Origin of the sequence: Streptomyces sp. YIM 121038, from assembly GCF_006088715.1 — a bacterium.
In the GTDB taxonomy this organism is placed as follows: domain Bacteria; phylum Actinomycetota; class Actinomycetes; order Streptomycetales; family Streptomycetaceae; genus Streptomyces.
In genome coordinates, this window is sequence record NZ_CP030771.1 from 1,234,906 (window position 1) to 1,248,830 (window position 13,925).

Genomic DNA, 13,925 nt, shown 5'->3' on the forward strand with positions numbered 1-13,925 from the left:
TGACCTCGCAGGGAAACGTCATGGAAACGGCACACGCCCCTGTCCTCGCACCCGGGGCACTGCCCCTTCTCGGGCACGCCCTGGCGCTCAGCGCCCCGCTGCGATTCCTGCGGTCCCTGCCTGCCCACGGCGACCTGGTGGAGGTGAGGGTCGGTCCGCTGCGGGCCGTGGTGGTCTGCGATCCCGCGCTCACCCACCAGGTCCTCCTCAATGACCGGGTGTTCGACAAGGGAGGCCTGGTGCTCAAACGAGGCCGGGAGATCGCCGGCAACGGGCTGGGCACCTGTGCCCACCGCGACCACCGGCGCCAGCGTCGCCTGGTCCAGCCCGCCTTCCACCGCCACCGGATGCCGCACTATGCGTCGGTGATGGTCCGACAGGCCAGCGAAGTGATGAACGCCTGGCGTCCCGGCCAAATCATCGACGTCCTCGACGAGATGGGCACCGTCAGCATTCGGAGCATCGCAGCTGCGGTATCCGCCGCGCTGCCGCCCGGGCGGGCGGACAGCCTGATCGCGGACTACTTCAGCCTCGAACAGGTCCTGTACCGGCGCATGCTCACCCCGCCGCCCTTTGACCGGCTGCCCACCCCCGGTAAGCGCCGTTACGACCGGGCCCGTGCCCGGCTCCAGCAGACCGTCCAGGAGATCATTGCTGTCCACCGGGAAGGAAAGCCGGACCGCGGTGACCTGATGTCGATGCTACTGCTGGCCCGCGTTGCCCCCTCCGATACGGACGACGGACGACGGCTGTCCGACCGGGAAGTCAGTGACCAGATCGTCTCGTTCTTCTTGGCCGGAGCGAAGACCGTCGCCGAGACCCTGTCCTGGTCCGCGCACCTTGTCGCCACGCATCCGGAAGTGCGGCAGCGGCTGCACGCCGAGGTGGACACCGTCATGTCCGCCAGCGTCCCACTCTATGGGGACCTGCACAGGCTCAAGACCACCGAGAACATCGTCAAGGAGACCCTGCGACTGTACCCGGCCGCCGCCCTGACCCGGACCACGACGACGGCCACCGAACTCGGGCGGTACCGCCTCCGTGCCGGGACCACCGTCGTCTACAGCCCCTATCTCCTCCACCGTCACCCCGGCCTTTTCCCCGATCCTGAACATTTCCGGCCCGAGCGCTGGCTCAGCATCCCCGCAGCTGACGCCCGCGCCGTCTATCTGCCCTTCGCTGCGGGCCCGCGCAAATGCATCGGGGACACCTTCGGGTTCATGGAGTGCACCCTGGTACTGGCAATGCTGGCGGCCCGGTGGCAGCTGGAGCCGGTGGGGGACTCGGACTCCTCCCCGGTGTTCGGCGCCACACTCCGGCCGCGGCGGCTGCGGATGCGGCTCATTGCCCGGACCGGAACGGAAGACGAGCCGCCTGCGAGCCCTGCCTGAACCTGGCTCGCCCCGGGGCACGGGCCTGCTCAACCGGCGGTCGGCCTACGGGACCGACTGGCGGGTGCCGGAATCCGGGCGGGGTGCATGGAGACCGGCGCGGCGCAGGAAGATCACTCCGGCGGCGATGATCCACGCATAGACACCGAACCACAGCGCGACGGCGAACAGCGACCCGGGTGCCCAGGGGCCGGATGGCACGAAGAGCGAGCCAGCGGCAGCCACGCACAGCACGGCGACGCCCGCTGTGCCCCACCGGCCGAGCACCGGCGGCAGCAGTGGCCACCGGTGGTTCGCGGCAAAGACCGCCACCCACACCAGGGAGAGCTGGAACATCGACAGCGTCGCCAGGATGTTGCAGGCCCCCCACAGCAGAGTGATGAGGTCCCGTTCGGCCTGGCCCGTGCCGAACCCGGGATGATGGCGTGCCATGTGGATGAAAGCGATGTCCAGTGCCGGAGCAATGACTTGCACGGTGGTGACGCAGATCATGTTGTAGGTCATGACCTTGACGGCCGCGGTGGTGCGGCCGGCGCGTCGGGTGTAAGCGACGCCCAGCAGGATCATGAACTGCAGCAGCAGCCCCCATCCGACAGCCCAGCCGATTCCGAGGATCTCCATCCGGCGGCCGGGCAGCCCCCAGGCGAGGAAGGCCGCCCCGTCAGAGCCATTGTGCGGGTACGCGCCGGCGGCAGGGCTTTGTGCCAGTTGCACGAGAGCGCCGGCCACGGCGCTCATGCCTGCCCAACGCAGGCAGGTGTGCTCCGTGCTGCTCATATGTCCTCCTTCGGCCCCTTGGGGCCCGGGCGGTCCGTACGTGCTTGCTGCGCGCTGGGTGCGCCGGTCGGGCAGCGGGTGAGGGGGCATGGGGCAGGTTTCTTTGGGGGAAGCCGGGCAGGCTGCCACGGCAGCGAGCAGGACGGCGCCGACGGCGGTCCGCGCAGCGGTGTGCAGTCCGTTCAGGAAGTACTCCCGGCCGACAGAGCAACCCCGAAGGAAGTGGGAACCGGCCGTCGGCAGCAGCGGATCGGACGCGGGGCCGTGTGCTGTGGCACGGGTGTACAGAGCGGTGGTCAGGACGGTGCCGAAGCCGGCGATGCGCCGCCGACTTCGCACAAGAGGTCGTTGAGCACGGTCCCGGTACTGGACCGCTCCGGGGGGATGGCATTCATGACGGCGTCGGTGGCTGGCGCGGTGGCCAGGCCAGCCCCCCGCTCCGGCGAGGAGTTGGAAGGCCAGGACATACCCGTACGCTCCGGAGTGAGCGGGCGTCCAGGCCAGGACGGCGAACCCGGCAACGACGAGCAGCATGCCAGCCACTACACCCTGACGCCGCAGCATGCGGTGGTGGGCAGGGACAGGGCGGCACCAAGGGCGGCGGCTGCGGCTAGCGGCAGGATCCTGAGGCCGTCCTGGAACAGGGAGTAGCTGAGCACGAGTTGCAGGTGCAGGGTGAGGACGTACAAGGAGCCGAAGAGGGCGAAGAGCAAGACGCCGAGCACGCCGGCCGCAGCGGAGAAAGGGCGGTTGCGCAACAGGCCGGGCGGCAGTAACAGCCCCGGACTGCGCCGCTGCCAGCGGGCCAGCACGATCAAGATGAGGACGGCGCCGGTGAAGCCGGGCTGGACCAACCGGCCGCCCCAGCTGCAGGACGGGCCTTCGACGACCGCCCACACCAGCAGGCGCAGTCCCGTTGTGGCCGCGGCCACGGCAAGGGGCGCAGGGGGGCCGCGACTGGGGGCGCGGTACTCGGGCAGCCACAGGCAGGCTCCGGCGAGGGGGGCGATCACGACCGGGAGATTCATCCAGAGGCCGGCTCACCACGAGAAGTACTCGATCAGTAGTCCCCCGGCCAGGGCCAGGGTGTAGGCATTAGCGATCCACTGCAATCCCGTCAGGGTCGGGCGCAGGCCCGTCTGCAGACTCGTCAGGGCCGTATTCATGACGGTCATGCCTAGACCGAACAGGAGCAGCCTCGCACGCAGTACGGCCAGTGCAGCCGTCGGATATCCAGCCGTCGTCCCGGTTGCTGCGGGAGCGGCCTTCTGGACGGGCACGGCCGGTGCACGCTCCTGCCGGGTCACAGGGCGCGCTCCGTGAGACTCAGCGCCTGCTGGCGCAGCACTTCACGTGCGGACGGCCGCAGGGGGGCCTGATCGAGGGCGTCCAGGGCGCGACGGTGCCGTTCGGCAATCATCTGTTCGACGGCTGCGCGGGCCCCCGTGTCCTTGAGTACCTGCCGTACAGCAGCGGCATCGGCGGGAGTCAGCCCCCGGACCCCGAGATGAGTGCGCAGTACCTGCTCCTGCTCGGCGGTCGCGCGGGCAAGGGCGGTGGCGACCAGGACGGTGTGCTTGCCCTCACGCAGGTCGTCCAGCACGGACTTCCCGGTCTGTTCCGGGGTGCCGAAGACGCCGAGCAGGTCGTCGCGCAGCTGGAATGCCTCTCCCAGCGGCAGGGCGTAGGCGGACAGGGCACGCAGCTGACCGGGGCGGGCTCCGGCGAGTACGGCGCCGATCTGCAAAGGACGTTCGACCGTGTATTTGGCGGTCTTGTAGCGGATGGCCCGCCAGGGCAGATCCGGATCGGTGACCGGCGGGCGGGTCGTGACGAGGTCCAAGTACTGGCCGACAAGCGTCTCGACCCGCATGGTGTTCAGCAACGGCCACGCCCGGATGAGTGGGTCCGCTCCGGCATCGGTGATGCGCAGGAGATCGTAGGACCAGCCCAGGGCAAGGTCACCCAGCAGGATGGCGGCGTTGATACCGAGGCTTTCCGCGTCGTACCGGTCGGTGTGAAGGGCAGCCAGGGCTCGCTGGGCAGTGGGGTGCCCGCGCCGGGATGCGGAGTTGTCCATGATGTCGTCGTGGATGAGGGCGAAGGTGTGGAACAGCTCCAGAGATGCCGCAGCCCGGTAGACGGCCGGCAGCGGGGGCTGCTCGGTGGTGGCGTACCAACCGGTGACACACAGCAGAGGGCGGATGTGCTTGCCGCCCGCCGCCAGGTGTTCGCGAAGTACACCCGTGAACAGGCTCAGCTCCGGCAGAGACGATGCCTGCTCCTGCGCGGTGAGGAAGTCCTCGAGCGTTCGGTCGACCACGTCACGGACCTTGTCCGCGTTCAGCGACGGAGAGGACGCGGCGAGCGTCATGACGTGCCGCTCCCGGCTTCTGACGCCTGCTCGGTCAGGCGCAGGGCCTGGTCCAGCAGGGCGTCGACGATCTTGGCTTCGGGGACGGTGGTGATGACCTGGCCGCCCCGGAAGATCTGGCCTTTGCCGTTGCCGCAGGACACCCCCAAGTCGGCCTCGCGGGCCTCGCCGGGCCCGTTGACGATGCAGCCCATCACCGCGATGCGCAGGGGATGGGGGAAGCTGCTAAAGGCGGCTTCGACGCGGGTGGCGAGGCGGTGGAGGTCGACCTGGAGGCGGCCGCAGCCGGGGCAGGAGACGATCTCCAGTCTGCGTGGGCGCAGGCCCAGGGAGGTCAGGATGTGGTTGCCGGCCTTGACCTGTTCCACGGGGGTGTGGAGAGGGAGACGCGGATGGTGTCCCCGATGCCTTCGCCCAGCAGTACGCCGAAGGCGACGGCGGACTTGACGGCTCCCTGGAGAGACGGGCCGGCTTCGGTGACTCCCAGATGGATCGGGTAGTCGCAGCGGTTCGCCAGGAGGCGGTTGGCGGCGATCACTGTGCGCGGGTCGTGGTGCTTGACCGCGATCTTCAGGTCGGTGAAGCCGTGCTCCTCGAACAAGGAGGCCTCCCACAGCGCGGATTCCACCAGGGCCTCGGCGGTGGCTTTGCCGTGCTTGGCCAGCAGCCGCGGATCCAGGGAACCCGCGTTGACCCCGATCCGGATCGGCACTCCGGCCGCCGAGGCCGCCTGGGCGATCTCGCCGATCCGGTCGTCGAACTTCTTGATGTTGCCGGGGTTGACCCGCACCGCCGCGCACCCGGCGTCGATCGCGGCGAAGACGTAGCGGGGCTGGAAGTGGATGTCGGCGATCACCGGGATCGGGGACCTCTGGGCGATCGCGGGCAACGCGTCGGCGTCCTCCTGGGTGGGGACGGCGACGCGGACGATGTCGCAGCCGGCCGCGGTGACTGCGGCGATCTGTTGGAGTGTGGCGTCCACATCAGCGGTGTTCGTGGTGGTCATGGTCTGCACGCTGACCGGTGCACCGCCGCCCACGGCGACGGCACCGACCTGGATCCGCCGCGAGGTGCGGCGTGCCGGAGTCATGACGGGCAGGGGCAGGCCGGTGGCCGTCATCGGCTGTCTCCTCCTGGAACGGGGCGGGCGGAGCCGCCGGGCGCCGTACCGGGCTGCTGGACGAGAGCCTGCCGGGCAGCGCGGGCGATGCCCGCCGCGTCCAGGCCCGCCTGGGCCAGCAGGGCGGCCCGGGAATCGTGCGGGAGGAAGGCGCGCGGCAGGCCGAGCACGATCAGGGAGGCGGCGGTGCCGGTGTCCTGGCAGGCCAGGGCCAGGGCAGCGCCGACGCCGCCGGTGCGCAGGCCGTCCTCGACCGTGACCGTCAGGCGGTGCCGGGCGGCCAGCGCACCCAGTGCGGGGTTGACAGGCAGCACCCAGCGCGGGTCCACCACCGTCACCCCCAGCCCCTGCGCCTCCAGCAGCCCGGCTGCCACACGGGCGGGGTCGGCGAGTGGGCCGACCGCTACCAGCAGCACATCCAGGCCCCGGTGCGCACTGCGGTGGAGGATGTCCAGACCGTCCATCCGCGCCAGCGCCTCCAGGCCGCCCGGGGCCTGGCCCTTCGGGATACGGATCGCGGTGGGTCCGTCGTCGGCGACAGCCTCGCCGAGCAGTTCCCGCAGCCGGGTGGTGTCCCTGGGGGCGGCGATGCGCAGGCCCGGCACCGCCGCCAGCACCGCCAGATCCCACATGCCGTGATGGGAGGGCCCGTCCGGGCCGGTGACCCCGGCCCGGTCCAGCACGAAGGTGACCGGCAGCCGGTGCAGCGCCACGTCCATCAACACCTGGTCGACAGCACGGCCCAGGAAGGTGGCGTAGATGGCGACGACAGGGTGGAAGCCGCCCATCGCCAGACCTGCCGCACTGGTGACAGCGTGCTGCTCGGCGATGCCGACGTCGAAGACCCGCCAGGGGAACCGTTTGGCCATGACGTCAAGGCCGGTCGGGCGCAGCATCGCCGCCGTGACCGCGACAATGTCCTCGCGCTGGGCGGCCAGCTCGGCCAGCGTCTGCCCGAACACGCCCGTCCACGACGGCCCCGGGCCGCCGCCGTCCGGGCGACCGGTGGACGGATCGAGGACGCCCACCGCGTGCAGGCAGTCCGCCTCATCCCCCTCAGCGGGCGCGTACCCCTTGCCCTTGACCGTCAGTACGTGCACGACCACCGGACGGCGCAGCGCCCGCGCCTGGCGCAGGACGGTCTCCAGCTCGGCGGTGTTGTGGCCGTCCGCCGGTCCGAAGTAGGCGAAGCCCAGCTCGGTGAACAGGTTCTGGCAAGCCCTTGCTCCTCGGCCGGCCTTCACGTCGGCCAGGCGGTTCGCAAGGGCCCCGACGGTGGGGGCGTAGGAACGTCCGTTGTCGTTGACCACCACGACCACCGGGCGCTCGCGGGCCGCGCCGAGGTTGTTCAGTGCCTCCCACGCCATCCCGCCGGTCAGGGCGCCGTCCCCGATGACCGCCACTACCGCGCGGCCCCGCTCGCCCGCCAGCTGGCGGGCCTTGGCCAGCCCGTCCGCATATGAAAGCGCCGTGGAGGCATGCGAGTTCTCCACCAGGTCGTGCACCGACTCCGCCCGTGAGGGATAACCGGACAGGCCGCCTGCCTGCCGCAGCCGGTCGAAGCCCTGCCGTCCGGTCAGCAGCTTGTGCACATACGTCTGGTGCCCCGTGTCGAAGACGAGCGTGTCGCGCGGGGCATCGAAGACCCGGTGCAGCGCGAGGGTGAGTTCCACCACCCCCCAGGTTCGGCCCCAGATGCCCCCCGGCCGCGCATACCTTCTTCACCAGGAAGGCGCGGATCTCGTGAGCCAGCTGGGGCAGCGCCTCCGGCGGCAGGGCCCGCACGTCCTGCGGCACCGTGACCGTCGCCAGCAGCCCCGCCGCCCGCACCGCCATCCCTGGACCTCGCCTCCGGCCGCGCCCGCTGAAAACACCGGACCACCGCTACCGGCCTCGCCGCAGCCGCAGCCCGTGCAGGGTTCACCGTTCAACGTGACGCGTGCACGATCACGCGGCAAGCCCCGCCGGGCAGGGCGCGCGGAGCACACCGACGCAGCCCACACGCCAGCAGCGCCATCCCCGCTCCCGCGTACGGCCCGGGGCGGGCGACACCCACCCGTACCACCACCCGGAGCCACCCCCGGACCCCGGACCCGCCACCCCGCACGCCCCGGAGAACACATCCGGCCAGGCACCGGCCATGCCCCACGCCACACTTCGCCGAGCGGCCAGGCCCATACCCCACTCCAGGCCGACAAACCGAACACTGCCCGCCAGGCGGTCGACGCAGCGGTCACGCCCTACAACTGCGCAGGGCCCACCGCACAGGACCTGCCCCGATGTACCGATTCCCACGGCGAACGCCCGAAGCTGCCGTCACCTGGGTGGATGCCGCCTCGCCGGTCACCGGGCAGGCCATCGAGCAGCGGCGCGGGGTGGGCTCCACCCACAGCACGTGGCTGATCTGCGCGGCCGACTGGCTTCCAAGTATCAGATCGTGCTCGCCGCAGCGCTGTTGTCTGCCGGCGAAGTTCGGCCTGCTTCTCCATCCAGACCCTCGCATCCTCAAGGACGGCGTCGATCCGCGTACGGGTCCCCTGGTCCACGCCGTCTATTGCGGTGAGGGTGCTGCTCACCCTGTTCACCACGACCAAGGCCCCGATGGTGCGGGCCTCCTCAAGGCGGCGGAGGAGGGCCTGAGCCTGGGCCCGTGAGTCCGGCGTCTGCCATTCCCCGACGGCCAGCGGGTCAGCCGGGCTTGCTGCACGCACGGACGACCCGTTCGAGCGCTCCAGTCGACAGGCCCCGCTCGGTCATCTCGCAGTCGTCCAGCGCGAACCACTCGGTGGGCCGGACGAAGGCCTCGGTGCCGATGCGGACACGCCGCGCCGTGCCCTGGCTGTCCAGGCGGATGCGGTGGACGTACCAGCGCTGAATGAGGGTGCCGCGGTCGGCGGGCACGGACAGACCCAGCACCGGCTCGCTCGGCCCGTCCCACACCGGGGGCACCGCCTGGTCCAGGTGCACGCGCAGGCGGCGCCCTCGGTGTGGGAGCTGGATGTCCACGACCGAGCCGATCGGCGCCCCCTCCGGCCGGGCGAACTCGAAGTCGGCATGCTCGCAACGGTGGTGCAGCCACGCAGCGGCAGCGGCCTTCACATACAGGTGGTCGACGCGGGAGATGCCGCGTGCCCGGCGGCCGCACACCTGCAGATGCCCGTCAGGGCCGGGATGGTGCGCGAAGTGGCAGACCCGGTCGGTGTACAGCTTGATGGTCAACCGCAGCCCGCAGCGGTCGAGCAGGATTCCGCACCAGAAGGTGTCGCCTCCATGCCTCTGCCGGAAGGCCCCCAGCTCGATCGCTTCCAACGGCAGCACAAGCGGCTCCTCAGACTCCGCACTGCCCGGGACCGCCGTTTGGATCTACCACTTGTCAGCCTGCACGCCATCCTCCCTCCATCCACCCAACTCAGCGTGCCGCCAACGGCGTTGACTCCACAGACGATCGGTGTGCCCGACGAGGCAAGCGACAGCTCCGGCTTGCCATGAGAGCGCTGGTGCCTTCGGGCTGAGGCTGGCCGACTTGGTGTTATAGACAACAAGTCGTCCTGCAGTCACGCTGGGTGTGCTCGATCGGTGTGGGGCCAGGGGAGGGAACCATGCGGAGAGTCGACGAGTTGCGGGAGCGGACCGTTTGGAAGAGCGATCCGCACACCCAGGTGAAACACCTCGTGTACCGCCATTACCTGCAGTGCTGGATGGGTAAGATCCTCCAGACGTTCTCGGAAGCCACCATCGTGGATGCCTTCGCAGGGCCCGGTGTCTACACCGACGGCCCGCCCGGCTCCCCCGTCGTGGTTGCCAAGACCTTCCTCGAGCACACGGCGCATCGGCGCTTCAACAAGCTCCACCTGGTCTGTCTCGAGGAGCGGCCCGACCGGGTGGAGGAACTCCAGCGGCAGTTGGCCAAGCTGCCCCCATCACCCCAGCTGAACATCAGCGTGCAGCCGCCCGGCGTCTTCGCCGAACAGCAGCCCCGGCTGTCCGCACTCGCCCACCGCGGCCGCGCCGACACCCCCGTGCTCTGGCTGATCGACCCGTTCCGCCTGAAGAGCGCACCGTTCTCGCTGATCAGGCAGTGCCTTGCCGGACCACGTGACGAGGTGCTGTTCACCCTCTTCACGAACGAGTTGCACCGCTTCTGCCAGCGCGAGGGCTACGACAAGACCATGACCCCCTACTTCGGCGGCACCCACTGGACATCCGCCGTGACCGAACGGCGCGGCCGCAGAGAGGCCTTCGCCACGGCCTACCAGCAGGGCCTGACGGATCAGGGCCTGTTCACAGGCAGCTTCGGCATCAAGGTCAGCAGCCAGAGTGCCCGGTACCACCTGGTCCTGGCCACCCACAGCGAAGCGGGCCTGAAGTGCTGGGCCCCCGTGACCTGGAAACTGGATCACTACAGCGGTCAGGGCGCCTCCGCCGAGACGGCAGGCGCCCTGTCGCTGTTCGACGAGACCTCGGTCGTGGACCGGCTGGATGTCGCACTGCGCGCCCATGCCGGCACCGCCCAGCGGCGGGAGACGCTCTCCAGCCAGGCAGCCCGGCTGAATCACATGGACAAGCACCTGCGCCAGGTCCTGGACACCCTCGCCGCCCAGGGCCTGGCGTTCCGCGTCGACCCGGTCCGCGCGCGCACCTCCTGGCCGGAAGGGTGCACCGTGCGCTTCTACGCCCCCGAGGACGTCGCCGACGAAGCCTCCTAGCGCGCAGGAAGCACCAGCTGCTGAGGCATGTCGTCCCAGGTACGGCCGTCCAGCTCACGGCCGCCGGCCTTCGGCGTGCGGCCGCCCCACTGCTTGAAGAAGAACGCCACCCCAGCGGTCTGGCAGGTGTCACGGATCTGCGTCACCCACGCCTGGTCAAGCGGCCGGTGCCCGGGACCGGACTCCCCTCCGGCGATCACCCAGTCGATCGCCGTGAGCTCCAGCCCGTCCAGCGGCCCAAGCAGCGGCTCGCACGACAGGAACCTCACCGCCGCCGGCACCTGCCGCAGATCATCCACGCGCGGCAGTTCCTTCGCGCTCTCCACCGACACGCCCATCCACACGTTCGCCGGCCACTCCAGCTGGCCGGCGACCTGCCGGAGCCGACGCGCACGCTTGGTGAGTACCTGGTAGGTGTGCTGCGGGGTGCCCGCCATCACCTCGAACACACGGCGCACATAGTCAAGCGGCACCCGGGCGTGGAACAGGTCGCTCATGGAGTTCACGAACACCGTCCGCGGGCTCTTCCACCCGTACGGCACGGCGAGCGCCTCCGGGTGCAGCGTCAAGCCGAACCCGGGCCCCGACGTGCGCGGGTCGCCGTCGTTCTGGTACTTCGCCGAGCCCATCGCCTTCAGCCGCTTCGCCAGCGTCAGCGCGTAGCAGTTGTCGCAGCCCGCTGAGACGCGGTCGCATCCCGTGGTCGGATTCCACGTCGCCTCGGTCCACTCGATCGCACTGCGATCACTCACCGCTCGGCCCTCCATCCCCGCCAACCGAGCCCTGCCACAGGCACGGCACCGACGTGACTCATGCCCAACGAGCCACCAGAGCAACGGTCATCGGCATCCAATCAGGCGCCGCCCGCAGGCGTGGCCTCATCACCCAACTCGAACATTCGCACCCATTTCCGTGAAGGTTTCTCGGCACAAACCAGCCACACGGCAGCAGCACCGACACACTGCGCCACCACGACCCGGACCAGGCCAACGCCGCTCACGCAGGCCCCCACGGCGTGTAGCCAAGGTCCAGATGCCCAACAAGGCCGGACAACCGCTGCACCCGCGTGAACAGGCGCTTGGCCGACGCCTCGCCGTACCGGTCGATGTGGTCGAACACGACCTGGTGGTCATGCGCGGCACGGGTGCGCCAGTCGAGCATCTGCTCGCGGGACAAGTCCGCCAAGACCACCTCCCGCTCGGCGTCGTCGACGTCCACGCGCTTTCACTCCGGGGCCGGGGTGACGGCGGCGGGACGGGGAGCGGGCAGCACGCTCGGGGCCGTCACCGGCGCGGCCGGGACCAGGACCTCGGGCCGCGCGGCCGCGGCTTCGGCACGGGCCTGAGCCGCGGCGGCCTGCCGGGCACGGACCTTGTCCCACTCGTGCGCCTGCCCACGCCCTGGCCGTCACGTCCTGGTGCAGCTGCTGCTCGGCCGCAGCACGCCGCCCCGCCTCCGAGGCACCGGGCAGCGCGCCGGAAGCGGACGGCGGAGGGCGCCAAGCCGCCCGGGGCCGGGGTGTGATCTTGGTGTAACTCCGCTGCAGGGCAGGGGGCCACGCGTCTGTGGTCCAAGGAAGGACGTCCACCACCCGATGGGAAATGCAGGTGCAAGGCCTGCCGGGCGCTCCACACGAAGGCCCCTTCGTTCGAGGGGGCCTTCACCGTTTTCCGGGTGGCGGTCCGGCTGCGGGTCCGTGGCGGCACCGGCGCTCGGGCGGCAGGTCCAGGTGGCCCGCTCAGGCGCTCCTGGGCGGCTTGCGGGACGCGCCCTTCTTCGCCGCGGTCTTCTGGCGGTGGTCTTCTTCACGGGCCGTTTCGGCTGGAGCTCGTGGACGTCTGCTTCGCCGCGCGAGGCGCGTGCGCGCTGGACGGGCTGCTCCAGCGCGGCCATCAGGTCGACGACGTTGTCCGCCAGGGCTTTCTTCAGACCTGCTGCTGGGGGCCTGCTCACACAGGGGTATGGAGGCGCCTACAGCCAGGTGACGTCGTCGCCGTCGACGATCAGGTTGTCCCAGGCGGGAATGCGGTAGAACTTCTTGTTCTCGCCGCCGCCGAGGACGTCCTTGCGCCAGACCCCGACGCCGTCGGTGAGGGTGTAGCGGCCCTCGTAGACCTTGTCGTGGGCAGGCACGAAGGTCCCCTGCTCGCAGGTGATGTCGGTGGACCACATGCCGTGCCCTCCGGAGTACTCGTTGTACCGGCGCGGCATGGCGTCGCGGTGGTAGTGCCCGGCGTACTCGGGCTGGGGCTGGGGGTCGGCTTCGCTGGCCGCTGCGGTCACCACGGCCAGCGGTGCGCCGGGCAGGCGGGCGGTAGCGGATGCCTCTGCGGCGTCGGGGGCGATCACGGTGCAGGTGTGGTCGGAGTAGGCCACGCACACGGTGCCGTCGGGGGCGACGGCGACGGCCGGGGCTGTGTCCGGGGCGCTGGGGAAGGTGCCGGTCTCGGTGAGGTCGGCGGCGTTGAGGATGCTGCCCGTGCGGTCGGCGTGGACGGCGCAGAGGTGGGTGCCGTCCGGGGACAGCGCGAGGGCGGTCGGGGCGGGGCCCTGGGCGCGGGCGGTGACGGTCAGGGTGGCGGTGTCGATGGCGACCAGCGGGTCGGCCTGATGGGGCACGAACGCGTACAGGGTGGAGCCGTCAGCGGCGAGGAGCACCTGGACGGCGTGGAACTTCTCCGCGGGGGCGGCGATGTCGACCACCTGCCCCGGCCCCGGATCTGTCTCCTCCGCGCCGTCTTCCTGCCCGGTGGTCCCTTCCTGGGTCCGCTCGGGTAGGTCCATGGCCAGTGCACAGGGCGTCACCTTCTGGTTCGTGTTCCCACCCTGCCTGCCCAGGTAGAGGCGTTTGCCGTCCGGGGACACCGCGATGGTGCCCCAGGAACTGAAGACGGGCTTCTGGGGAATGGGGTGTTCCTCCTCCTTCCCCGAGGCGGTGTCCACCTTGAGCACGACGGGGCCCTGGGGCAGAAACAGACGGCTGCCGTCGGTGTTCACCACGACGTCGGTTGCCCAGGGGCCCTCTTGACTGGAGTAGAGGGTGTCCGTCTCCAGGGTCCGGGTGGCGACCGTGCTGACGTGGTGGCCTCCCTCGGGCAGGACGTACAGCATCGTGGAGGCGCCGCCCAAGGGAGCGGCCAGGCCGCGGTTGCCCATCAGGGCCTGGGTCGCCCTGATCCGGCCGGTGGCCGTATCCAGCACCGCGATGCCGCCCGGCTCCGGCCCCGTCTGCCGGTAGGCGATGTAGAAGTGAGACACACCCGGCTGCGTCATGCGACGTCCCTCCCGAACGGCGAACGGCCCCGGCCGCCCCATGCGCCCGCGCCCTGCCACCCCATGCCGCGCACCGTAGCCAGCCCACCGTCGCCCGGGGAGGCCACCAATCCGCCCATAACCGGTACTTGGCCGCATTCGACTGGAAACCGACGCCCGCCGCATCAGCCAAGTCCCCAAGCCCATCAGCCGCAAGGAGGCAGCCCGCCCGACGCCTCGTGAGCCGCGGCATCCTCGCCGAAACACGTCTGTTCAGCATGCCCCGGCCGACGAGGTGGACCCGC

General features: G+C 70.5%; 11 protein-coding genes and 2 pseudogenes. 3 read left to right on the forward strand and 10 right to left on the reverse strand.

All coding sequences use genetic code 11. From position 1 onward, the window contains the following. The first annotated feature begins 20 nt into the window (after positions 1–20). Complete coding sequence (locus tag C9F11_RS04660; RefSeq protein WP_138958047.1) at positions 21–1,391, forward strand: cytochrome P450; 1,371 nt, start codon at positions 21–23, stop codon at positions 1,389–1,391. A gap of 45 nt (positions 1,392–1,436) precedes the next feature. On the opposite strand, the gene C9F11_RS04665 is transcribed toward C9F11_RS04660, so the two are convergent. The 6 genes and pseudogenes from C9F11_RS04665 to C9F11_RS04690 form a co-directional block, all read right to left on the reverse strand. After that, the gene (locus C9F11_RS04665) at positions 1,437–2,168 is read right to left on the reverse strand and encodes a hypothetical protein (RefSeq protein WP_138958048.1); all 732 of its coding nucleotides are present in this window, start codon (positions 2,166–2,168) and stop codon (positions 1,437–1,439) included. A gap of 542 nt (positions 2,169–2,710) precedes the next feature. Next, a complete protein-coding gene (locus C9F11_RS04670; protein ID WP_138958049.1) occupies positions 2,711–3,196 on the reverse strand; it encodes a hypothetical protein in 486 nt (161 codons plus the stop codon). Between the two features lie 12 nt (positions 3,197–3,208). Further along, complete coding sequence (locus C9F11_RS49630; protein WP_138958050.1) at positions 3,209–3,343, reverse strand: MFS transporter; 135 nt, start codon at positions 3,341–3,343, stop codon at positions 3,209–3,211. Positions 3,344–3,471: 128 nt separating this feature from the next. After that, positions 3,472–4,542 (reverse strand): polyprenyl synthetase family protein, encoded by a 1,071-nt coding sequence (locus tag C9F11_RS04680; RefSeq protein ID WP_138958051.1) that lies wholly within the window; start codon positions 4,540–4,542, stop codon positions 3,472–3,474. Then, positions 4,539–5,662, reverse strand: a pseudogene (ispG, locus tag C9F11_RS04685) (flavodoxin-dependent (E)-4-hydroxy-3-methylbut-2-enyl-diphosphate synthase). The gene C9F11_RS04680 and the pseudogene ispG overlap by 4 nt, the downstream one beginning before the upstream one ends. Next, a pseudogene (locus tag C9F11_RS04690) lies at positions 5,659–7,498 on the reverse strand (1-deoxy-D-xylulose-5-phosphate synthase). Before C9F11_RS04690 ends, ispG begins: the two co-directional pseudogenes overlap by 4 nt. A gap of 488 nt (positions 7,499–7,986) precedes the next feature. Here C9F11_RS04690 and C9F11_RS04695 point away from each other — a divergent pair. Next, a complete protein-coding gene (locus C9F11_RS04695) occupies positions 7,987–8,316 on the forward strand; it encodes a hypothetical protein (RefSeq protein WP_138958052.1) in 330 nt (109 codons plus the stop codon). A gap of 34 nt (positions 8,317–8,350) precedes the next feature. Here C9F11_RS04695 and C9F11_RS04700 read toward each other — a convergent pair whose 3' ends face one another. After that, a complete protein-coding gene (locus C9F11_RS04700) occupies positions 8,351–8,980 on the reverse strand; it encodes a hypothetical protein (protein ID WP_138958053.1) in 630 nt (209 codons plus the stop codon). 281 nt (positions 8,981–9,261) lie between these two features. On the opposite strand from C9F11_RS04700, the gene tcmP reads away from it, so the two are divergent. Continuing rightward, positions 9,262–10,368, forward strand: coding sequence for a three-Cys-motif partner protein TcmP (tcmP, locus tag C9F11_RS04705; RefSeq protein WP_138958054.1), 1,107 nt, complete (start codon positions 9,262–9,264; stop codon positions 10,366–10,368). On the opposite strand, the gene C9F11_RS04710 is transcribed toward tcmP, so the two are convergent. From C9F11_RS04710 to C9F11_RS04720, 3 genes are all read right to left on the reverse strand, one after another. Next, positions 10,365–11,120: a phage Gp37/Gp68 family protein gene (locus C9F11_RS04710; protein WP_138966060.1), complete on the reverse strand. Its 756-nt coding sequence runs from the start codon at positions 11,118–11,120 to the stop codon at positions 10,365–10,367. The genes tcmP and C9F11_RS04710 overlap by 4 nt on opposite strands. Before the next feature lie 244 nt (positions 11,121–11,364). Beyond that, on the reverse strand, positions 11,365–11,586 hold the full coding sequence (locus tag C9F11_RS04715; protein WP_138958055.1) for a hypothetical protein: 222 nt from the start codon (positions 11,584–11,586) through the stop codon (positions 11,365–11,367). Positions 11,587–12,339: 753 nt separating this feature from the next. Beyond that, positions 12,340–13,641 carry a hypothetical protein gene (locus C9F11_RS04720; protein ID WP_138958056.1) on the reverse strand — a complete coding sequence of 434 codons (1,302 nt, stop codon included), beginning with the start codon at positions 13,639–13,641 and terminating at the stop codon, positions 12,340–12,342. Between the last annotated feature and the right edge of the window lie 284 nt (positions 13,642–13,925).

What these genes read in the sequence shown, in the direction of transcription:
- tcmP (WP_138958054.1), top strand. Translation starts at nt 9,262, where the DNA reads ATGCGGAGAGTCGACGAGTTGCGGGAGCGGACCGTTTGGAAGAGCGAT.
- C9F11_RS04720 (WP_138958056.1), bottom strand. Translation starts at nt 13,641, where the DNA reads ATGACGCAGCCGGGTGTGTCTCACTTCTACATCGCCTACCGGCAGACG.
- C9F11_RS04670 (WP_138958049.1), bottom strand. Translation starts at nt 3,196, where the DNA reads ATGAATCTCCCGGTCGTGATCGCCCCCCTCGCCGGAGCCTGCCTGTGG.
- C9F11_RS04680 (WP_138958051.1), bottom strand. Translation starts at nt 4,542, where the DNA reads ATGACGCTCGCCGCGTCCTCTCCGTCGCTGAACGCGGACAAGGTCCGT.
- C9F11_RS04660 (WP_138958047.1), top strand. Translation starts at nt 21, where the DNA reads ATGGAAACGGCACACGCCCCTGTCCTCGCACCCGGGGCACTGCCCCTT.
- C9F11_RS49630 (WP_138958050.1), bottom strand. Translation starts at nt 3,343, where the DNA reads ATGACCGTCATGAATACGGCCCTGACGAGTCTGCAGACGGGCCTGCGC.
- C9F11_RS04665 (WP_138958048.1), bottom strand. Translation starts at nt 2,168, where the DNA reads ATGAGCAGCACGGAGCACACCTGCCTGCGTTGGGCAGGCATGAGCGCC.